The sequence below is a fragment of the Paraburkholderia sp. CHISQ3 genome, from assembly GCF_030464945.1.
Classification (GTDB): Bacteria; Pseudomonadota; Gammaproteobacteria; order Burkholderiales; family Burkholderiaceae; genus Paraburkholderia; species Paraburkholderia megapolitana.
The window spans coordinates 291,182-311,821 of the sequence record NZ_JALPRG010000005.1 but is presented as its reverse complement, the minus strand read 5'-3'; the positions used below and the strand labels follow the sequence as shown (position 1 = coordinate 311,821).

Here is a 20,640-nt window from a genome sequence, read left to right as displayed (position 1 = left end):
GCATGCGTGTCTGTCACGTGCCACTTTGAAACATCATCAATGGAGACATCGTTCATGAGCGCCACGCTCGCGGCTTCGACCGCACATCGCTACAGCAGCGAAGAATGGGCTGTTCGCTGCGACCTGGCCGCGTTATACCGGCTCGTCGCGCATTTCCGCATGACCGACCTGATCGACACGCACATCACGGCTCGCGTGCCCGGGCCCGAGCATCACTTCCTGATCAACCGCTACGGCGTGCTGTTCCATGAAATGCGTGCGTCGGATCTGGTGAAGATCGACAGCACCGGGCGCGTCGTCGAACCCGATGCGGACGACGAGCAGAACGCCGCGCGCTATCGCGTCAATGCCGCGGGTTTCACGATTCACTCCGCCGTGCATATGGCACGCGAGGACCTGCACTTCGTCGTGCACACGCATACGTCGGCCGGTTCTGCCGTGTCGGCGCAGAAGCAGGGCTTGCTGCCGATCAGTCAGCACGCGCTGAAGTTCTATGGGCACCTCGCGTATCACGACTACGAAGGCATCGCGCTCGATCTCGGCGAACGCGAGCGGTTGATCGCGGATCTCGGCACGCACAACGCGATGATCCTGCGCAATCATGGGTTGCTGGCCGGTGGTGCATCGGCGGGCACGGCGTTTCACGAGATCTATTTTCTCGAGCGCGCCTGTCAGATCCAGGTGCAGGCGCTGGCGGGCGGCGCGGAATTGAATCCGGTATCGGAGGCGGTATGCAAGCTGACCGCTGCCCAGTTCCATAGCGACAAGGCGGACGGCATCATCGATCTCGCGTGGGAAGCGGCGTTGCGGTTGATCGACGATTCCGGTTCTGACTATCGCAGTTGAACCGCGCCTCTTCGATCTCTGTTCTTGACTTGACGACGACCCCGCACCACCAATGACGCATCTCCTGTTACTTGCCGACAACTTCGACATGTCGCCGCTTGCCGGTCCACTGACCGAGCGGCTTCAACCGCACGCGCCGAATTTACGCGTGTGCCTGCCCGGCGATCCCGGCGCAGACACCGCGGAAATCGCGGTGTGCTGGAACCCCCCAGCTGGCGCGCTCGCAACGTTGCCGCAACTGCGGCTCGTGCATAGCATCGCAGCAGGAGTCGACAACATCCTCAGCGATCCGACCTTGCCCGATGTGCCGCTGTGCCGTGTCGTCGACCCTGCTCACGCGCAGGGTATGACCGAATTCGTGATGTGGGGCGTGCTGCATTTTCACCGGCACTTCGATGCGGTGCTGGCGAACCAGTCGAAGGCGATCTGGCGACGTCCGAGACAGATCGACGCGGCGCGACGCCGGATCGGCGTGATGGGGCTCGGTACGCTCGGCGCGCGCGTGGCTACCGAGTTGCATCGCTTCGGTTTCGATGTTCGAGGCTGGTCGCGCGAACGCAAAAGCTTGCCTGGCATCACGACCTTCGGTGCGGATCAATTCACCGGGTTTTGCTCGGACCTGGACCTCGCAGTGTGTCTGCTGCCGCTTACAGAACAGACGCGCGGCATCCTGGGCCGCGCGACCTTCGATGCGTTGCCGCGTGGCGCACGACTGATTCACGCGGGCCGCGGCGAACACGTGGTGCGTGCGGACCTGCTGGCCGCGCTCGAGAACGGGCAGCTCGGCGGCGCAATCGTCGATGTGTTCGACACCGAACCGTTGCCCCCCGACGACGCCTACTGGCGCGCGCCGAATCTGATCGTGACGCCGCATATGGCGTCGGTGGCGAGCTTCGAATGCATCGGCGAGCAGGTCGCATATAACGTGCAGCAGCTATTGAGCGGCGGCGCGTTGCGGCATGTGGTGGATCGCAGCAGGGGGTACTGACCGCCGGTTGTTATGCCAACGCCGTCACCGTAATTTCCACCAGCAAGTCCGGCGCGGCCAGCTTCGATTCGACGGTCGCTCGCGTCGGTGCGCAGCCCGGCGCGACCCACGCGTCCCATACCTCGTTCATTCCCGCAAAGTCCCGCTCGATATTCGCCAGCCAGATCTGGGAAGACACCAGCCGCGTCTTGTCGATGCCTGCCTGCGCAAGAAATCCATCGATCTTCGCCAGCACCTGCTGGGTTTGCCCTTTTACATCGAGCGTGCGGTCATTCGAGGTCTGCCCACCGATAAACACCAGCCCCGCCGCTTTCACCACGCGGCTCATCCGTTGATTCGTTTCGATCCTGACAATTTCGCTCATACGATTTCCTTTAGATTAAAAAATAGCGCGCGTGTACGCGACGTTACGAAGATTCAATGCGATGCCTCCGTCGTCTTGCCGAAGCGGTCAATGGCGAAGGCATCGAGCGGCAACGATGCTACACCGTCCATCACCAGTTCGGACACCAGCTTGCCGCAGCCCGGCCCAAGCTGGAACCCACTCCCGCAGTAACCGAACGTATAGGTCAAATTCGACGCACGCCGACTCGACGAGATGACAGGCAACGCATCGTCGGTGAATGCTTCCACACCCGCCCATGCGCGATTGATCCCGAGATGACGCAGATGCGGAAACAGCTCGACCACCGTATTGGCGCTCTTCACCAGCCGTGCAAAATCCACCTCGCCATGACGCGCCTGCAGATCGGCAATCCCGATCAGCTTGCCGCCGATCACAACGGTCCCGTTATCGAATTGCTTGAACGACAGCGGTCGCCCCGTTGCGCCGAGCGTCGCACGACAGAACGGCGCGACGCGATGCGTGACCATCAGCATCAGTCCTTCTGGATGAACCGGTACCGGCTCGCCGACTTGCTGCGCCAGCTCGCCCGCCCACGCACCGGCTGCAACGACCAGATGCATGGCCGAGAAAACACCGCGCGGTGTATCGACGACCCAGCGGCTCCCGCACTGCCCGATCCGCGTTGCCGGCGTGCCTTCGTGAAATTGCGCACCGTGCTTTTGCGCGGCCAGCCGGAACGCGGTCGTGGCTCGAAACGGCAGCGCATAGCCGTCGCGCTCGACCCAGATTCCACCGGTCACATGCGGCGCAAGCGCCGGCTCGAGTTCGCGCACGGTTTCGCGATCGATGATCGTTTCATGCGTGAAACCCTGCGCTTCGAGAAGCGCAACGCGTTCGCGGCATTCATCGAGTTCGGCGTCGGTCTCGGCAATCTTCAACTGTCCCGACGCGACGAAACCTGCATCGTCGCCGATCGTGGCGACGAGGTCGTGCCAGATTTCACGCGACATTAACGCAAGCGGAATTTCCTCTATCGGACGCCCGAGCGTGCGCACGCCACCGGCGTTGACACCCGATGCATGACGACCGACATAGTCGGCTTCGAGCACGGTCACCGTCACGCCGCGACGCGCGAGGTGGAACGCGCTGCTCGATCCGTGCAGCCCGCCGCCGATCACCAGGACGTCCGACTCGCGGGTTGCGTGCTCAGTCACCGGCGAGTTCTCCGAGCGTCAGTGGCTTGATCGGCGGACGGATGCGGTAGTAGCCCACTTCGTCGGGCGGCGCGCCGCGGGCTGCGGCGATGACTTCGGTCACGGTCAACCCGCACAGGCGCCCCTGACACGGCCCCATCCCGCAGCGGCCAAACGACTTCGCCTGATTCGGTCCGGCGCAACCGAGCGCCACGAACTGCCGCAACTGGCCCGCCGTGACTTCTTCGCAGCGGCACACGACGACGTCGTCGGCCGGCACGCGATTTTCATCGCGAGGACGATAGAGGCTATCGAGGAACGGCCGGATGCGCATGACCGCAGCTAGCTCGCGCAGACGTGGGGCAGCGTCGCGGTCCCGCGTTGCGGTGTCGATCGCGCCGAGTTGCGCGGCGATGGCGAGCGCGATCACCTCACCCTGGATCTTCGCCGCCTGTGCTCCGCCGATTCCACCGCCATCGCCAGCGACGAAGATGCCAGGGATGTCGAGTTCACCCCACGCATCGGTCTCAGGCCGAAAGCACAATTGCGCGGCGTCCCAACGGTGTGCCGCGCGCAACGACAGCGTGAACTGCGTGTTCGGTACGACGCCCTGATGCAGCAGAATCAGATTCGCCTCGATTCGCTGCGGCACGCCGCGCACCGAAAAGCGCAGCGCGCGAGCACGTTCGGTTCCGTCGTCGCCGGATGTGCCTTCGACGCGCAGATCGTCGGCGGCTTCGTACATCGGCACGCCGGCATCGCGCAACCTGCGTATCAACTGCAGGCCCTTGCTCAAGAAAGGCCAGGCACGCAACGCGGACAGCATGTGCCGCTTCGCCCGCCAGCGATCCGCGTGACGCGTGGTATCGACAAGCGCGCGAATCGGTACGCCGGCCCGGACGTACTGCCAGCCGAGCAGATACAGCAGCGGTCCACAGCCTACGAGGACCGGCGGTTCGGCGGGCACTTCGCCGGCGCTTTTCAGCAGGATCTGTGCGGCACCGGCGCTCATCACGCCGGGCAAGGTCCAGCCGGGAATCGGAAAGGGCCGTTCGAACGCGCCGGTTGCGAGTACCACGCGCTTCGCTTCGATACTGCCCACCTTGCCGTCGCGCAGATAGTGCACCGTGCGCTCGCGCGTAACTTGCCAGACCGACGCGTTCGGCAGGTGGCGCGCGCCGCAGCGCGCGAACGCCTCGGCGAGTGCTGCACCGGCGCTATAGTCCGCACCGAGAATCTCGCGGCGTTGCGCGTCACTGCGTTCGATCGCGCGATAGATCTGTCCGCCCACAGCATCCTGTTCGTCGAGCAGGATCACCGACAACCCTGCCCGCGTAGCCTGAGTGGCAGCGGCAAGTCCGGCAGGCCCGGCACCGATCACGGCAACATCGACGGAATCAGTGACCATGAGCGTTTCCCTCTGCGGATTGTGGCAGACGAAAATCCGCAGGCGGCGGCAGATCGCGCGCACCTTCCTGCGAACGGATGCGCATGCCGTCCTTCACCATGACGAGGCAACTCTGGCGGCTCGGTATGCCGTCGATTTCAACGAGGCATTCAAAACATGCACCCATCATGCAATACGGTGCACGCGGCGCACCCGATACCGGCGTCGCGCGAAAACGCTGGATGCCGGCGGCGAGCAACGCGGCCGCAACCGAACGACCGCCCGGCACACCCAGCGGCTGGTCATTGAACCAGATCTGGATGGTCGCATCGGCGACAGCGGGCGCGGTCGGCTCAAGCACTCTGAATAGCGGTCTGGAAGTCATGGCAAAACGCAATGTCGGGGTTGGAGAGTGGCGTGCGCCGTTTCATGAGATGAGGCGACGAAGCGGCTAATGAGCATGGCTGGTAGTTCGCTCCGCACTGAGAAAACGGCCACCGCGGAATGCGGAGAGTTCATCGGGGATCGTGCCGCCCGCGACCCACGGCGCGATCCGCATCGCGTGGGCAGCGGCCAGCGTCACGCCGCTATGGCAGGTCACGACAAAGGCGCCTGGATACCTTGACGACTGCTCGTAGATCGGCAGACCGTCCGGGCTATAGACGCGCAATGCGGCCCACATCCGCACGAGCCGCACGTCTTTCAGCAGCGGAAAACTGCGTATGCCGCGCCGCGCAATGGTCGATAGAACGTCGGTGGTGGTGAAGTCGTTGTAGCCGACTTCTTCCATCGAATCGCCGAACTGCACGGAGCCTTCGTCGGTTTGACGCACGTTGAGCGTCGGGTAATCGAGAAAGGGGGCGACGCGCTCGCTGACCAATACCTGTCCGCGATTCGGCGCAACGGGCGCATGCAGTCCGACGTCGGCGGCCAGCGCGCGGTTACCCAGCCCAGCCGCGAGCACGACGCGCGGTGCGTGCCACGCGTTCCTCTTGCCGTGCACCGCGAAGCCGCCCGGTTGCGCATCGACGCGCCCGATTTCCTCGCCACCGACAAGCGTCACACCACGTCGCTGCATTGCTTCGTGCAGTGCCCGCAGCAGCTTGAGCGGATTCACGTGGCCGTCCATCGGCGTGTAGCTTGCGCCGATCGCCGCGGGGCCGACTGCAGGAATGCGTTCGCGCAATTCGCGTGCATCGAGCATCTGGTAGGGATAATCGCCGCCGAGTTCAGCGCTCAGCGCCGCAAGGCGCGCCTCGCGTTCGACAAGGTCGTCGTCGGAAAAGCACAGATGAAAACCGCCGGGTTGCTTCAGCGATACATCGATGCCGGTTTCCTCGAGCAGCGCTGCGGCGAGCCCCGGCCATTGCTGTGCCGAACTGCGTGTCCAGCGCGCGTACGTCGACACGCCGTAACCTTTTCCTTGCACCCAGACCAGCCCGAAATTGCCGCGCGACGCGCGCAGACCGTTGTCACCCTGGTCCAGCACCGTGACCTTGCGGCCTTCGCGCGCGAGTCCGTAGGCGACTGCGGCGCCTACCAGACCGCCCCCCACCACCAGCACGTCAGGGCGGCCGGTTGTATTGCCCATCATCGTGTTTCTCCGATCAGGACGCGGTCCAGACCCACCATCCGGTCGAGCACCAGCATCAGGATGACTGTGCCGACGATCATCACGGTCGACACGGAAGCGACCAGCGGATCGATCGTTTGCGCGATCTGGTTGTACATCGCAACCGGTAGCGTGGTCGTACCGGGTGTCGCAACGAAAATGGTCATCGTCAGCTCGTCGAAGCTCTGGATGAAGGACAGCACCCAGCCGCCCGCGACGCCGGTGCGGATCATCGGCAGCACGACGCGGCGAAACGCGGTGAAGCGGCTTGCGCCGCACGACAGCGCCGCGCGCTCCGCATCCCGGTCAAGCCCGACCGCCGACGACAACGCGAGCCGCAGCGCATACGGCAACACGATGATCACGTGCGTCGCGCAGAGCGCCCAGAACGAACCGCCAAGTCCGAGCAGGCTGAGAAACCGCAGGAACGCGATGCCGAGCACGACGGCGGGGATCATCATCGGCGAGAGGAAAAAACTGGTCAGCGCGCCGCGCCCGGGGAACCGGTAACGCGCGATTGCCAGTGCCGCTGGCACCGCGAGCGCGACGCCGATCGTTGCAGCGACGAGCGCAAGCCGAACCGAGAGCCAGAATGCATCGACGATCTGGTCGTTGTCGAGAATCGCCCTGAACCAGCGTAGCGAGGCGCCATCGAACGGCAGCGAGATGAAGCCCTTGTCGGTGAACGACACGGCGACCACGACGACGAGCGGCGCGGCGATGAACGTCAGGAATATCGCGTTGAACAGCAGGGCGAGGAATCCGTTCTGTTTCATGATGTGCCCGGATCAATCGAAGATGTGTTTGAAGCGCCGCTCGGCGAGCCGGCTGCAACCCATCACGATCGCGACATTTGCGATCAGCAGGAGCACTGCGATGGTCGCGCCGAGCGGCCAGTTCAAGGTGCCGAGAAATTCGTCGTAGGCGGCCGTGGCAACGACTTTCAGACGCCGCCCACCGATCAGCGCGGGCGTTGCGAATGCCGACGCCGACAGCGCGAAGACGATGATCGAACCGGACAGCACGCCTGGCAGGATCTGCGGCAACACGACCCGGCGGAATACGCGCCAGGGCGAGCCGCCGAGCGAGCGACCGGCCCATTCCACTTGCGAGTCGAGCTTTTGCAACGTCGCCCATACCGACATCACCATGAACGGCACCAGGACGTGCGTCAGCGCGATCACCACGCCGGTCATCGTGAAGACGAGACGGATCGGTTCGGACGTGATGTGAAGCGCGAGCAGCGCGTTGTTCAGGATGCCGTTGTTGCCCAGCAGGATCTGCCAGCCGAGTGTGCGCACGACCACCGAGATCAGCAGCGGACCGAGCACGACCAGCAGACAAAACGATTGCCACGGTCGGCGCATACGCGCGAGCACGATGGTCTCGGGCACGCCGAGTACGACGCACAGTAGCGTCACGGCGAGCGCGAGCACCGCGGTGCGGCCGAAGATCGCGCCGTAGTAGGGATCGGTGATGACTTCCAGATAATTTCGCAGCGTGTAAGCGGGCAGTGTGCCCTGCGTGTCGCTGAAGACATGAAAGGACAGCGCGAGCGTCAACAGCAGCGGAATTAGCAACAGGCCGCTGAACAGCAGCAACGCGGGGGCCGACAAAAGCCACGGCGCAGCGCCTGCGCGGGCATCGTCAAGCGTGGCCATCGGAGCCCTCCTTCTGCAGCACGCGCAGGTCGTCATCCGACCATGCAATGCCGACCTGCGCGTCTTCCGGTGGCGGTGGCAACCCGGTGTTCGGCTGGGAAACGCTGATCTGCCCGAGGCCGGTGTCGACCAGCAGTAACCACTGGTTGCCGGTGAAGACACGCGTGGCGATGCGCCCGGTCGTACGCGCATGGACGGTATCGGTGCTCGCGAGACGAACCTTCTCCGGACGCAGATACACGTTCACCCTGTCGTGCACGTGGCGACCTTCGTGCGGCACCTTGAGCGTGATGCCGGCGACCTGTACTTCCGCGCAACGCCCGTTGCTGCGCAACACTTCGCCCTGCAGCAGATTGGTCTTGCCGAGAAAGGTCGACGCGAACGGCGTCGCGGGCCGCTCATACGCTTCGAACGGCGTGCTCAACTGCGCGATCCTGCCGCGCTCCATCACCGCGATGCGATCGCTCATGGTCATCGCTTCGACCTGATCGTGCGTGACGAGGATGGTCGTAATGCCGAGACGCTTCTGGATCGCCCGCAACTCGATATGCATGTCTTCGCGTAGCTTGGCGTCGAGATTGGACATCGGTTCGTCGAGCAGCAGCAATTGCGGACGGATGGCGAGGGCACGCGCGATCGCGACGCGTTGTCGCTGGCCGCCCGACAGCTCTTTCGGATAGCGGTTGCCGAGACCGCCCAGACGCACCAGTTCGAGTGCCTCGGCGACGCGCTCGGTACGCGCGGCACGCTTCATGTTGCGCATCTCGAGACCGAAGCCGACATTGCCGTCCACTGTCATGTGCGGAAACAGCGCGTAGCTCTGGAACACGACACCCATGCCGCGTTTTTCTGGCCGTTCGTGTGTAATGTCGCGTCCGTCGAGCCGGATCGTGCCGCTGCCCGGCGTGACGAACCCCGCGATCATCTGCAGCGTGGTCGTCTTACCGCAACCGGACGGACCGAGCAGCGACAGAAACTCGCCGCGCTCCACCTCGAGGTCGATCTGCTCGATCGCCGTGAAGTCGCCGTAGCGCTTCGAGATACCGGTGAGTGTCAGAAAGCTCATAGGGGCCTGTGAAAAAGGTGCGACGTGCGTTCTATCCGCGATCGATCAACGTTCGACGCTGCGATTCCAGCGCTCGGTCCATTCGGCGCGATGCGGGTTGATCGTGGCCCAGTCCAGCGCAACCAGTTTTGCAATCTCGCTGGCGCCATAAGGCACGCGTGCCGCCACTTCAGGCGTGAGCTTGACCGTGCTGTTGACCGGGCCGAGACCGATCGCCTGCGCCTGAGTGACCTGTACGTCCGGACTCAACAGATACTGGACGAACTGCTGCGACAACGCGGGCTGGGCGTTCTCCGCGACCACGCACGCCGCGACCTGCAGCGCGACCGCACCTTCCTTCGGATAGACGAACTTGAGCGGGAAACCCGTGTTCTGCAGCGCAACCGCACGGCCGCTCCCATAGGGCGCGAGGATCACGTCGCCGCTTTGCATCAGGCCGTCCATCTCTCCCGGCGTCGGAGCCCAGGACAACACGTTCGGAGCAATCTGCTTGGCGATCGCCGTGAAACCGGGCTCGATATTCTTTTCGCCGCCACCGTTCATCCGCGCAAGCATGACGAGCGTATGCAGCCCGTACGTGTTGGTGATCGGCGGAACACCGAGCTTGCCCTTCAGGCGTTTGTCGGTCAGCACGTTCCACGAGTCCGGCGCGGGCAGCCCCATCTTCCTGAACGCCTCGGCGTTGTAGCCGATTCCCGTCGCCACCATGCCGACGCCGACCGCAGCCGGGCCGAGACGCGCGAGCGGATACAGGTCTTTCATCACCGGTGCTTCATCGACCTTCGCGCACAGGCCCATCTGCATCGCCTGATACATCGGGCCATCGTCCATCACCGCCACGTTGATCTGTTGATGGCCTTTCTGTGCCTGCAATTTCGCCAGCGTGTCGCTCGAGTTGCCCGCGACGTAAACGATCTTGACGTCATGCGCCTTCTCGAACGCCGGGATGATTTTTTGCCGGTACATGGTCTCGTTCGAACCACCGACGTTCGCTACGTACAGCGTCGTTTCGGCCTGCGCAAGCAACGGGCCAACCAGCGTCGCTGCGAGACCCAGCGCGACGGCGCGCGGCCGCAAGAACCCACGGGAGGACGCCGAACGGCGCGGTGGCTGTGTGTGTTCCATATGCGGTTCTCCGGACGAGGCGGGTCGGATGGTTGGGTCGGTGTGGGGGTAGCGCGAATTGATTTTGTTCGTCGCGAGGCATATCGTCCAATACGAATAAAATAACTACCTATACAACTGTGATATGGGTTTCGAGCCATGAATCTGAAGCACATAGAAGCGTTTCGCGCGGTGATGCTGGCCGGCTCGATGACCGCGGCGGCCAAAGAGCTGTTCACGTCGCAGCCCAATATCAGCCGTCTGATCACGCAGCTCGAGCGCGAAACCGGGCTGCTGCTGTTTCAGCGCAGCGGCGTCCGGTTGATCCCGACCAGCGAAGGCAATGCGTTTTTCCGCGAAGTGGAGCGCGCCTATGTGGGGTTGCAGGGATTGACCAACGCGGCGGCGCAAATCAAGAACCTGGGCACCGGGCGGTTGCGCATTGCGGCGATGCCGTCGGCGGGGATGACGCTTGTGCCCCACGCGATCCAGCGCTTTCAGGCCTTGTATCCCGACGTCACCGTCTCTTTGCATGTGAATACGTCGGGTACCGTCAATCACTGGACCAGTTCGCAGTTCTGCGATCTCGGTGTTGCGATTTACCGCAGCGAAGCGTCCAGTAGCGAAGTCGAACTGCTATCGAGAGTGGCCGCGGTCTGTGTGCTGCCGGCGGATCATCGGCTGACGAAGAAGGCGTCGCTGAGACCCAAAGATCTTCAGGGGGAACCGTTCGTTTCGCTCTGTCACGGGGACGGCACGCGCGCGCAAACGGACGAAGTGTTCGAGCGCGCCGGCGTCGAACGGGTGATGGCAATCGAGGCGCAATACACGGCGATCTGTTGCGAGATGGTGCGTTGCGGCCTGGGCGTGACGCTCGCTCATCCGATCGTCGCGCAGGACTTCATCGGTCCTGGCATTGCGATCCGGCCGTTTTCCCCGGCGGTGATGTTTCCGATTTATCTGTTGTATCCGCCGCACCAGCCGCGCTCGCACCTGACGCAGGAGTTTGTCGAGGTGCTGCGCAAAACTCACGACGACCGGCTTGCTGCTATGGAAAGACCGGAGCGGGGGAATCGATCGTCTCGTTCGCGGTAGCTTGCCTTTTGCGAAGTAATAAAACGTAATAGCTTGTCGTTTCCGCGCGGCAGCGTTTAAATTCCGACTAACCCTCGATGTGATTGCGCCAAAGCGACCGTAAAAAATCGACGACGCGAATCAGGGTGAAGTCATACGGATTAAGTCGACATCTTCTCCAGAGAAAAGGTAAAGCGTGCGCTCATTCCATTTCATATCGGGTCTGCCGAGATCGGGTTCCACATTACTGGCCGCATTGCTGCGCCAGAATCCGCGCTTTCACGCCAACATGAGCGGGCCTGTCGCGGGAATGGTGTCCGCGTTGCTTGGCGAGATGAGCAACCGCAATGAGTTTGCGCTGTTCGTGAACGATGAGCAGCGGCATCGTCTGCTGCGCGGCATCTTGGACAACTACTACGGCGCGGACCTTAAGGCCGATGTCGTGTTCGATACGAGCCGGACGTGGTGCGCGAAGCTGCCGCTCGTGCATCAGCTGTTTCCACAAGCGAAAGTGATTGCGTGCGTGCGCCACGTCTCGTGGATCATCGACAGTATCGAGCGAGTCGTGCGCGACAACGCGCTACAGCCGTCGTCCATCTTCAACTACCAGACCGGCGGCACCGTCTACAGCCGCGCCGAAGGCGTCGGCAACGCGGAGGGTATGGTCGGCTACGCGTACAACTCGCTGAAGGAAGCCTTTTACGGCGAGCACGCGCAACAGTTGCTGTTGCTGCAGTACGAGACGCTGGTGCGCGATCCGGCCGGCGCAATGGAGGCCGTCTACGCGTTTGTCGGCGAGCCTTTGTTTCAGCATGATTTCGACAACGTGCTTTTCGATGCCGACGAATTCGACGCGCGAGCCGGCACACCGGGCCTGCATAAAGTCCACAAGAAAGTCGTCGCGTCGGGCCGCGCGACGATATTGCCGCCGGACGTGTTTAGGCGCTTCGAAAACGACGCGTTCTGGACTAATCCGAAGATGAATCTGCGCGGCGTACAGGTGGTGTAAATCGTGCCATTACAGCCGCTGTAATCGGTCGAAATGTAACTTTTGAAAAGTTGTTGATTCAACCATCGACATGCGTCACGATACCTCGCCAACTCTAAAAAGCATAAAACACAACGGCGGGCATACGGTCCGAATGCGCGTGCGCAATACCCGCAATACCTTTTCACGCGAAATTACAAATCGACAGTATTGACTCGCCTGATCTGCGCCGCGGTGTTTGACGACACCGCGCGACAGTGGAGGAGTCAACGATGAATCGTGTCTACCGACTCGTATGGAACCGGGCGTCCAACGCCGTACAGGTGGCCCCGGAACATGCGCATGCCCATGGCGGTGCTGCCGGCCGTTTCACGGCCCGGGCGCTGCGTCGCCATCCACTCGCAGTTGCTGTTGCCAGCTTCGCGCTCGCGTCGATGAGCGCGACCGCCTGGAGCCAGACCTGTACGCCGACCAGTCCGTCCGGATGCGGCGCGCCTGGGGGCGTGGGCTTTCGTCCTACCCGTAATAACAACGGCGGCTCGGGTAACGGTACCGGCGGCGGTGCAACGCTTCTCGACAGCACCGGCACTTCGGAAACTTCAGGGAGTGCAGCCAGCAATGGTAACGGCGGCAACGGCGCGGACGGTGTCCTTGACAACGGCGGGCCTAGTGTGACGGCGACAGGCGGGAGCGGCGGAACCGCAGGCGCGACTGGATCGCCTGGGGTCGCTGCGTCGGCCACCGGCGGCGATGGCGGGGCTGGCGAGGCATCGCCAGCGAATAGTTTCTTCGGTGGTGGCGGCGGTGGCGGTGGCGGTGGCGTCTTCATCAACGACGGCAATTCGGCGCCGGCCGTGGGGGCCGCTACGGTGATCCAGGGTGGCAAGGGCGGCGTGGGCGGCGATGCGACTATCGCGACGAACGCCGATCCGGGCGCCGGTGGTGGCGGTGGTGCGGGTGTGATCGTCGGCGCGGGCGCGAGCAATGTGACGCTGACCAATAGCGGCAGGTTGATCGGTGGTGCCGGTGGTTCGGGCGGAAACGGCGGCTATGCGGGCAGCGGTGGCGGCGGCGGTGACGGCTTGCTGGTACTGGGCGCCGGTGCCGGTATCACCAACAGTGCCGGCGCTCACATTACCGGCGGCGCAGGCGGCGCGCCGGGCGCGTTTCAGGATCAGCAGAACGAGCCCGGCGGCTATGGCGGCGGCGGCTCCGGCGTCAACCTGGTCGGCGCGGGCGCCACGCTCAACAACGCGGGTACGATTACCGGCGGCGGTGCCGGTGTCGTCCCGGGAAATAGCGCGCAAAGCGGCGCGCCGGGCGTCGGTGTGCGCGCGTGGGGCGGCGAAACCGTCATCACCAATGGCGCGATTGCGGGCGGCAACAACGGCGCTGGCGGACAAGCCGACTCAGTGCTGTTTTCCGGCGGCGGCAACCAGCTGGTCATCAATTCAGGTGCAACCTTCACGGGCAATATCGAAAGCCAGAGCGGCACCACCGGTGGTGGCGATACGCTGACGCTCGCCGGTGCAACCAACGGCTCGATCGATGCCGGTTTGATCGTCGGTTTTGCGAACAACGTCAAGACCGGCGACAGTGTCTGGACGCTCACCGGCACCGGTAACGCGGGCATCAACTGGACCCTGCAGCAGGGGCAGTTGATCGGCGACACCGGCACGTTTGCCGGCAACCTGACGTTCGCAAACAATAACCTCGGGACAGCGCCATCTGTCCAGTTCAACCAGGCCGCGGCCGGTACGTTCAATGGTTTCATCGCCGGAGCGGGTGGTCTGTCCAAGACCGGCAGCGGCACGCTCACGCTCGGGGGTAACCTCTCTGCGTTCAGCGGACAGTTCGCGATCGATCAGGGCACCGTGGCGATCACGGGAACCGGCGATCTGCACGGCGCTGAGGTTTCCGGTGCCGCGCTGACGCTGGACATCTCCGGCATCACCGGCACGTCCGCGACGCTCGCCGGTATTTCGGGCGGCGGTAGCGTGACGCTCGGCGCACATACCCTCGTTCTAGCTGCGCCGGCCAACGATAGCTTTAGCGGTGTGATCAGCGGTACCGGCGGGCTGACGCTTACTGGCGGCACCGAGACGCTCTCCGGAGTCAGCACCTACTCAGGCGATACGGCGATCAATGCCGGCACCCTGGCACTGACGGGCAATGGCAGGATCGGGGCGCAGTCGCGCGCGGTGGTCAACGGCACGCTCGACCTGTCGGGGCTCAACGCGGGCACGACAGTCCCGCTACACCGCCTGTCCGGCAGCGGTACGGTGACGCTCGGCACGAGCAGCCTGTTTCTCTCGGCTGCTGCCGATACGTTCAGTGGCGCGATCGGTGGCGTCGGCGGGCTGGCGCTCGGCAGCGGCACGGAAACCCTAAGCGGTATCAATACCTACAGCGGCAACACGGTGATCAACAGCACGGGCACGTTGAAGCTGACGGGCGGCGGCCAGATCGGTCAGGGGCAGTCGCTCGCGGTGGTGACCGGCACGCTCGACCTGTCCGGCCTGACGGGCAACTCGACGCTCGCGTTGCGCAGCCTGACCGGCGTCGGCACGGTGACGCTCGGCGCAAACAACCTGTCGATCGCCAACGGAGTGAACACCTTCGGCGGTGTGATAGGCGGCACGGGTGGGCTGGCTATCGACGGCGGCACGCAGACGCTGTCCGGCAACAACACCTATACCGGCAATACGCTGATCGAGGGAGGCACGCTGGCCCTTGGCGTTGGTGGCCAGATCAGCGGTTCGCGCGTGCAGGTAGACAGCGGCACGCTCGATGTTTCCGGCAAAGGAACGGGCAACAGCCTGAGCATCGTGAGCCTCGGCGGCAGCGGCGGTAACGTCAATCTCGGCAGCGCGGGCCTCACGCTTGGCAACGCCAACGATACCTACGGCGGTGTAATCGCCGGCGCAGGGACGGTCAACGTTGCCGCTGGAAGCGAAGTCTTCAATGGTGCGAACACCTATACCGGTCTCACGACGATCGCGTCGGGCGCCACGCTGACTGTCGGCGACAGCAGCCATACGACCGCCACGGTGGGCGGCGACGTCAGCGTGAACGGCGGCACGCTGAGCGGCTTCGGCACCGTGCTGGGCAGTGCGACTGTGTCCAATAGCGGCACGCTCGCCGCAGGCACGGCGGGCACCATCGGGACGCTCACAGTGGCGGGCGATCTCAGCATCGGCGACGGTTCGAAACTGAATTTCGACTTCGGAGCGCCGGGACCGAACTTCAGCACACCGGGCCAGAGCGACCACGTCGTGGTCAAAGGCGCGCTATCGATCGGCAGTTCGACGCTCAACGTCAACAATCTCGGCAGCATGGGACCGGGGCTGTACAACCTGTTCGACTGGGGCACGTCGCTCGATATCACGAGCGGCGGCTTCGCACCGCCTGCCGGCACGTCGTTGCAGATTCTCACCGTCGACAGACAGATCAACCTGATCGACACGCAAAACCTGACGCTCGACGAGTGGGACGCGAACGGCCAGGCCAGCGCGAATGCGATGGGCGGCGGCAGCGGCACGTGGAGTGTCTTCTCCAATAACTGGGCGAACACCAGCGGCGAAAACGTCGGACCGATGTCGCCGCAGCCTTCCTTCGCGATCTTCGGCGGTGCCGCGGGCACGGTCACGGTCGACGACAGCAGCGGTGCCGTCAGCGCAACCGGCATGCAGTTCCTGACCGACGGCTACACGCTCACCGGCGGTGCACTTACTCTGGTCGGGCAGAGCGGCGTTGCGCCCGTCGTGCGCGTAAGCAGTGGCGCAACGGCGACTATCGACAACGTGCTCACCGGCACCAGCGGCCTGAACAAGACCGACGGCGGCACGCTTGTACTGAACGGCACGAACACGTATCAGGGCGCGACGACGCTGTCGGGCGGCTACCTGTCGGTAGCGTCGGATGAGAACCTCGGGCAGAGCACCAATGTGCTTGATTTCGCAGGCGGTTCGCTGAAGGTCACCGGCACGAGCTTCAACCAGACATCGCGCAACATCGTCTGGGGCAGCGCGGGTGGCGGCTTCGACATCGACGCTGCGGCGAATACGTTCACGGTTGCGCAGGCGCTCACCGGCACCGGCGGTTTGCTGAAGAGCGGTGCGGGCACGTTGCTGCTCAACGGCCAGAACACCTATAGCGGCGGCACGATCCTGAACGCCGGCATGCTCGAAGTGGGCGACGCCGATCACACCGCAGCGAGCCTTGCCGGCGACGTGCAGGTCAACGCGACCAGCACGCTGCGCGGCCACGGCACGGTGGCCGGCAACATCGCGAACAACGGCGGCACGGTTGCGCCGGGCGGCTCGGTCGGCACGTTGAATGTCGGCGGCAACTATACGCAGGCGAGCAACGGATCGCTCGCCGTCGAGGTCAGTCCGACGGCGGCATCGCTGCTCAACGTGACCGGCACAGCAACGCTGAACGGTGTGCTCGCAATTACCTACGATCCCGGGACCTACACCGCGAAGCAATACACGCTCGTCGCCGCGGGGCAGGGCGTCAGCGGACAGTTCAGCAGTGTCACGAAAACGCTATCGTCCGGCGCGGATCTCGGCGCGTTGCAGCAGAACGTGACTTACACCGGCAATCAGGTCGAGCTGGCACTGGCGAATGCATCCGTCGGTACGACCAATCCAGGCAATCCGGGTAACCCGAGCAACCCCGGAGGGACCGTGGTCGTCGCGCCGAAGGACATCAGCATCTACACGGCGCTCGGCTCAAGTGTCTCGATGGGATCGCAGGCTGCGAACTCAACGCTGCTCGCGCGGATGAACCACGCCTCCGCGGCGACGGCCGGTGCGCCCGGCGGCTGGATCGACGCAACCGGTGCGCAGACGCATGTAGGCGGCGCCAACAACGAGCCGGGCTATCAGGCAGACCGCTACGGTTTCCTCGCGGGACTCGACAGCAAGGTCGGTGATTACACGCTGGGCGTTGCCGCCGGCTACGCACACACCGACATCGACGAACAGCAGACCGGCGACTCGGCCACAGCCGACACACTGCGCATCGCCGTATATGGCAACCGCTGGTTCGGGCCGGTCGGCGTATCGGCGACCGCAGGCTATGCGCTCGATTTCCTCTCGCAGAAGCGGCCCTTCGGGCCTGCTGGTACTGCGGAAGGCGACCACATCGGCCACGAGTTGACGGCCGGCGGACAGGCAAGCATGCCGCTCACGTTTGGCAGCTTCGTCGTCACGCCGAGCATGGGGTTGCGCTTCGCGTATCTCCACGCGAACGGGTTTGGCGAAAGCGGTGCGGGTGGCCAGGACCTCAACGTCGGTACCGACAACGTGCAGAGCCTGCAGCCTTACGCGCAGGTCACCTTCGACAAGGCGTTCGGCGATGCGCTGCGACCCATCGATCTGCAATTGCGCCTCGGTTATGCGCATGAGTTGCTGAATGCAAACCGTACGGTGTCGGTGACGGCGCAGGATGGGACCGTCTTCGCGGCACCGGGGACGAGTTTGCCGCGCGGCTATCTGTCGGCGGGCGTGAGCTTGCAGATGGAACCGACGAAGGCCATGACGGTATCGGTCGGGTACGACGCGTTGATCAACACGACGCATGCTTCGGCGCAGGCGGCGAGCGTGAAGGTCGGGTATACGTTCTGATTCGGCGTTGCGCGGCGCGGGTTTCGTCCGCAGCAGCCGCGCGACGCTGATAACCATATGACCAACCGTTCGTTGGCCGTGCCGTCGCGCGTCGCTAGCATCTCAGGTCGACCTTCCGTCGTATATGCCCTCGATGACCTTTTCCGTTCTCACCGTTTCCGCCGTATCGAAGCGCTTCGGCGCGACGGTCGCGCTCGAGCACGTCGATCTGTCGATCGGTGCCGGCGAGATCGTCGCGCTAATGGGCGCGAACGGCGCGGGCAAGTCGACGCTCGTGAAGATACTGAGTGGCGTATATCGCGCCGATGCAGGGACATTGTCGCTCGCAGGGCATTCGTTTGCGCCCGAATCCACCCAGGCTGCGAAGCGGCTCGGCGTCGCGACCGTGCATCAATCGATTGCCGATGCGGTCGTGCCGTCGCTGTCGATCGCGGACAATCTGCTGCTCGACCGGTTGTGCGATGGCGCTGGGCCGTGGCGCGCGACGCCCGCTGCGCGTCGGCGTAGTGCCGCGCCGCTGGCGGCGCGCGTTGGTTTGGATGTCGATCTGTCCGCACCGCTCGCTACGCTGCCGCTTGCTGCCCAGCAACTCGTGACGCTCGCGCGTGCGCTTGCCGCGCAGCCCGCATTGCTGATTCTCGACGAACCTACTGCAAGCCTCTCGGCACCCGAAGCAGAGAGGTTGTTTGCGTTGCTCGACACATTGCGGGCGGAAGGCGTAGCGATCCTGCTCGTGTCGCACCGGCTTGGCGATTTACGCAGACTCGCCGATCGTGTCGCGATCGTTCGCGATGGGCGCATCGTTGCCGATCTGCGGCCGCCGATCGATTTCGATGCGGCGGTCGAGACGATGATCGGTCGGCCGTTGCGTAGTCATCTTGTGCGTGGACCTGGTTCCATCGAAACACCGACGTTGCCCAAAATCGCTAAGGCGCATGCGGGATTAACGGGTTTTCACGCGGAGCGCGTGCAGTTGACGCAGCATTCCATCCCGTTCGATCTCGACGTGCGTCGTGGCGAAATCGTCGCGATTGCGGGGCCGGTCGGTGGTGGCAAGTCGCGATTGGCACGTGCGATCTTCGGAGCGGGCCGGCTCGTTGCGGGTCGCATGTCGCTCGACGGTGCACCGTGGCAACCGCGCTCGCCCGCCGACGCAATTCGTGCCGGCGTGTTTTTCGCCGGCGAGGACCGCTGGCGTACGTCGCTGTTTGCCGATAGCGTGTCGTTTGCGTCGATAGCGGGCACGATCAGCTTTCCGTTTCTACCGCGCTGGTTTCCGCGCGGCCGCGTGCAACGTGCAGTCGAAGCGCGTGCCGCCTCTGACGCGATCGAACGCTTCGGCATTCGCTGTAGTGGTCCCACCGATCGCCTGACGAAGCTCTCCGGCGGCAATCAGCAAAAAGTTGTGCTCGCGCGCTGGCACGCACAACCCGCGCGGCTGCTGTTACTCGATGAGCCGTTCCAGGGCGTCGACGCGGGCGCGCGAGCCGATATCGTCGATACGTTGCGCGCGCAGGCTCACGAGCGCGCGACCCTCGTCTTCGTCAGCGATCTCGAAGAAGCGTTCGAGATCGCGGATCGCGTCGTGCGCTTCGATCGCGGCACGATCGACCACACCTCTTCTTTCGAACCCGAACTTTCCCCATTGTCATGAAGACCGGCTCACCACGCGTTTCTGAAGCGCATTCGGACCACGACTCCGTTCCGGTCGATACTGTTCCTGCGCAGATTCCCGCTGCGCGATCGAAGCTCGCGTGGCGCGAATACCTCGAGCGCAGCGGCATGTTGATCGTGCTTGCGGTGCTTGTCATCGTATTCACCGTGAAGGAGCCTGCGTTCCTCAATGTCGACAACCTGTTCAGCATTCTGCAGGCCGTGTCGATTGTTGCGCTGCTCGGCATCGGCGTGACGATTACGCTTGCGGCAGGCGGTTTCGATCTGTCGGTGGGGAGCGTGGCGGCATCCGCGCAGATGGCGGCGAGCTATGTGCTGATCGTCTGGCACGGCAGTGCGCTGGCCGCGGTTGTCGCGTGCGTGGTGCTCGGCGCGGCCGCGGGTCTCTTCAACGGTTTGCTGATCACGCGCCTGCGCGTACCCGATCAACTGGCGACGCTCGGCACGCTGTTCCTGCTCGCAGGGCTGCAACTGATTCCGACCGGCGGTCGTTCGCTCGCGACCGGCACCGTGCTGCCGGACGGTACCGAAACGACCGGCACGTTCCCCGACGCGTTTCTCGCGCTCGGCCGGCTACGTCTGTTCGACGTCGTACCGGTGCCGGTCGTGCTGCTCGCCGTGTTGACCGTAATCGCATGCATCGTGATGGAGACGACGCGCTGGGGGCGTGTGATCTATGCGATCGGCGGCAATGAAACGGCGGCGCGACTCGCAGGCGCGCCGACCGCGCGTTACCGGATCGCGGCGTATGTCGCTTCGGGTGTGATCGCTTCGCTTGGCGGCGTGTTGATTGCCGCGCGCGTGGGACGCGGCGACGTCAGCGCCGGTCATTCGATGCTGCTCGATGCCGTGGCAGCGGCGCTCGTCGGCTACGCGGTGTGGGGGGCGAAACGGCCCAATGTGTTCGGCACCGTGGTGGGCGCGGTGTTCGTCGGTGTGCTGCTCAACGGTCTGACGATGCTGAACGCGCCGTACTACATGCAGGATTTCATCAAAGGCGTGTTGCTGGTCGGTGCATTGGCTTTTACGTTTAGCGTGGGGCGCGATACGACGCAGCGGACGTAATAC

16 protein-coding genes are annotated in these 20,640 nt (G+C 64.0%); 7 read left to right on the top strand and 9 right to left on the bottom strand.

Translation table 11 applies throughout. From position 1 onward, the window contains the following. Nucleotides 1-54 precede the first annotated feature (54 nt). Together M0D65_RS14105 and M0D65_RS14100 are read left to right on the top strand one after the other, a co-directional pair. Complete coding sequence (locus tag M0D65_RS14105; RefSeq protein WP_266253225.1) at nt 55-846, top strand: class II aldolase/adducin family protein; 792 nt, start codon at nt 55-57, stop codon at nt 844-846. A 52-nt stretch (nt 847-898) separates the two neighbouring features. Next, nucleotides 899-1,834: a glyoxylate/hydroxypyruvate reductase A gene (locus M0D65_RS14100; protein ID WP_266253224.1), complete on the top strand. Its 936-nt coding sequence runs from the start codon at nt 899-901 to the stop codon at nt 1,832-1,834. 10 nt (nt 1,835-1,844) lie between these two features. Here the strand turns inward: M0D65_RS14100 and M0D65_RS14095 are convergent, their stop codons facing one another. The 9 genes from M0D65_RS14095 to M0D65_RS14055 form a co-directional block, all read right to left on the bottom strand. Beyond that, nucleotides 1,845-2,198 (bottom strand): RidA family protein, encoded by a 354-nt coding sequence (locus M0D65_RS14095; protein WP_091008143.1) that lies wholly within the window; start codon nt 2,196-2,198, stop codon nt 1,845-1,847. Between the two features lie 53 nt (nt 2,199-2,251). Further along, nucleotides 2,252-3,394: an FAD-binding oxidoreductase gene (locus M0D65_RS14090; RefSeq protein WP_266253223.1), complete on the bottom strand. Its 1,143-nt coding sequence runs from the start codon at nt 3,392-3,394 to the stop codon at nt 2,252-2,254. Next, the gene (locus M0D65_RS14085) at nt 3,387-4,781 is read right to left on the bottom strand and encodes an NAD(P)/FAD-dependent oxidoreductase (protein WP_266253222.1); all 1,395 of its coding nucleotides are present in this window, start codon (nt 4,779-4,781) and stop codon (nt 3,387-3,389) included. Before M0D65_RS14085 ends, M0D65_RS14090 begins: the two co-directional genes overlap by 8 nt. After that, entirely contained in the window at nt 4,771-5,145 is a 375-nt protein-coding gene (locus M0D65_RS14080; RefSeq protein WP_266253221.1) for a (2Fe-2S)-binding protein, read from the bottom strand. Before M0D65_RS14080 ends, M0D65_RS14085 begins: the two co-directional genes overlap by 11 nt. 66 nt (nt 5,146-5,211) lie before the next feature. Beyond that, a complete protein-coding gene (locus tag M0D65_RS14075) occupies nt 5,212-6,354 on the bottom strand; it encodes an FAD-binding oxidoreductase (RefSeq protein WP_266253220.1) in 1,143 nt (380 codons plus the stop codon). After that, nucleotides 6,351-7,148: an ABC transporter permease gene (locus M0D65_RS14070; RefSeq protein WP_266253219.1), complete on the bottom strand. Its 798-nt coding sequence runs from the start codon at nt 7,146-7,148 to the stop codon at nt 6,351-6,353. Before M0D65_RS14070 ends, M0D65_RS14075 begins: the two co-directional genes overlap by 4 nt. A gap of 12 nt (nt 7,149-7,160) precedes the next feature. After that, nucleotides 7,161-8,033, bottom strand: coding sequence for an ABC transporter permease (locus M0D65_RS14065; protein WP_266253218.1), 873 nt, complete (start codon nt 8,031-8,033; stop codon nt 7,161-7,163). Beyond that, nucleotides 8,020-9,099: an ABC transporter ATP-binding protein gene (locus M0D65_RS14060; protein ID WP_266253217.1), complete on the bottom strand. Its 1,080-nt coding sequence runs from the start codon at nt 9,097-9,099 to the stop codon at nt 8,020-8,022. Before M0D65_RS14060 ends, M0D65_RS14065 begins: the two co-directional genes overlap by 14 nt. 45 nt (nt 9,100-9,144) lie before the next feature. Next, nucleotides 9,145-10,224: an ABC transporter substrate-binding protein gene (locus M0D65_RS14055; RefSeq protein ID WP_266253216.1), complete on the bottom strand. Its 1,080-nt coding sequence runs from the start codon at nt 10,222-10,224 to the stop codon at nt 9,145-9,147. Nucleotides 10,225-10,362: 138 nt separating this feature from the next. Here M0D65_RS14055 and M0D65_RS14050 point away from each other — a divergent pair, with 138 nt between their 5' ends. The 5 genes from M0D65_RS14050 (at nt 10,363) to M0D65_RS14030 (ending at nt 20,637) form a co-directional block, all read left to right on the top strand. After that, nucleotides 10,363-11,298, top strand: coding sequence for a LysR substrate-binding domain-containing protein (locus tag M0D65_RS14050; RefSeq protein WP_266253215.1), 936 nt, complete (start codon nt 10,363-10,365; stop codon nt 11,296-11,298). A gap of 175 nt (nt 11,299-11,473) precedes the next feature. Then, nucleotides 11,474-12,286 (top strand): sulfotransferase, encoded by an 813-nt coding sequence (locus M0D65_RS14045; RefSeq protein ID WP_266253214.1) that lies wholly within the window; start codon nt 11,474-11,476, stop codon nt 12,284-12,286. Between the two features lie 251 nt (nt 12,287-12,537). Then, nucleotides 12,538-17,898 (top strand): autotransporter-associated beta strand repeat-containing protein, encoded by a 5,361-nt coding sequence (locus M0D65_RS14040; protein ID WP_301718526.1) that lies wholly within the window; start codon nt 12,538-12,540, stop codon nt 17,896-17,898. 133 nt (nt 17,899-18,031) lie between these two features. Then, a complete protein-coding gene (locus M0D65_RS14035) occupies nt 18,032-19,552 on the top strand; it encodes a sugar ABC transporter ATP-binding protein (RefSeq protein WP_266253213.1) in 1,521 nt (506 codons plus the stop codon). A gap of 128 nt (nt 19,553-19,680) precedes the next feature. After that, a complete protein-coding gene (locus tag M0D65_RS14030) occupies nt 19,681-20,637 on the top strand; it encodes an ABC transporter permease (protein WP_245811387.1) in 957 nt (318 codons plus the stop codon). The last annotated feature ends 3 nt before the right edge of the window (nt 20,638-20,640 follow it).

Excerpts from the sequence above, each read along its gene's own strand:
- M0D65_RS14040 (WP_301718526.1), top strand. The coding sequence starts at position 12,538 with ATGAATCGTGTCTACCGACTCGTATGGAACCGGGCGTCCAACGCCGTA.
- M0D65_RS14070 (WP_266253219.1), bottom strand. The coding sequence starts at position 7,148 with ATGAAACAGAACGGATTCCTCGCCCTGCTGTTCAACGCGATATTCCTG.
- M0D65_RS14095 (WP_091008143.1), bottom strand. The coding sequence starts at position 2,198 with ATGAGCGAAATTGTCAGGATCGAAACGAATCAACGGATGAGCCGCGTG.
- M0D65_RS14030 (WP_245811387.1), top strand. The coding sequence starts at position 19,681 with ATGTTGATCGTGCTTGCGGTGCTTGTCATCGTATTCACCGTGAAGGAG.
- M0D65_RS14080 (WP_266253221.1), bottom strand. The coding sequence starts at position 5,145 with ATGACTTCCAGACCGCTATTCAGAGTGCTTGAGCCGACCGCGCCCGCT.
- M0D65_RS14105 (WP_266253225.1), top strand. The coding sequence starts at position 55 with ATGAGCGCCACGCTCGCGGCTTCGACCGCACATCGCTACAGCAGCGAA.
- M0D65_RS14055 (WP_266253216.1), bottom strand. The coding sequence starts at position 10,224 with ATGGAACACACACAGCCACCGCGCCGTTCGGCGTCCTCCCGTGGGTTC.
- M0D65_RS14050 (WP_266253215.1), top strand. The coding sequence starts at position 10,363 with ATGAATCTGAAGCACATAGAAGCGTTTCGCGCGGTGATGCTGGCCGGC.
- M0D65_RS14060 (WP_266253217.1), bottom strand. The coding sequence starts at position 9,099 with ATGAGCTTTCTGACACTCACCGGTATCTCGAAGCGCTACGGCGACTTC.
- M0D65_RS14065 (WP_266253218.1), bottom strand. The coding sequence starts at position 8,033 with ATGGCCACGCTTGACGATGCCCGCGCAGGCGCTGCGCCGTGGCTTTTG.
- M0D65_RS14100 (WP_266253224.1), top strand. The coding sequence starts at position 899 with ATGACGCATCTCCTGTTACTTGCCGACAACTTCGACATGTCGCCGCTT.
- M0D65_RS14035 (WP_266253213.1), top strand. The coding sequence starts at position 18,032 with ATGACCTTTTCCGTTCTCACCGTTTCCGCCGTATCGAAGCGCTTCGGC.
- M0D65_RS14085 (WP_266253222.1), bottom strand. The coding sequence starts at position 4,781 with ATGGTCACTGATTCCGTCGATGTTGCCGTGATCGGTGCCGGGCCTGCC.
- M0D65_RS14075 (WP_266253220.1), bottom strand. The coding sequence starts at position 6,354 with ATGATGGGCAATACAACCGGCCGCCCTGACGTGCTGGTGGTGGGGGGC.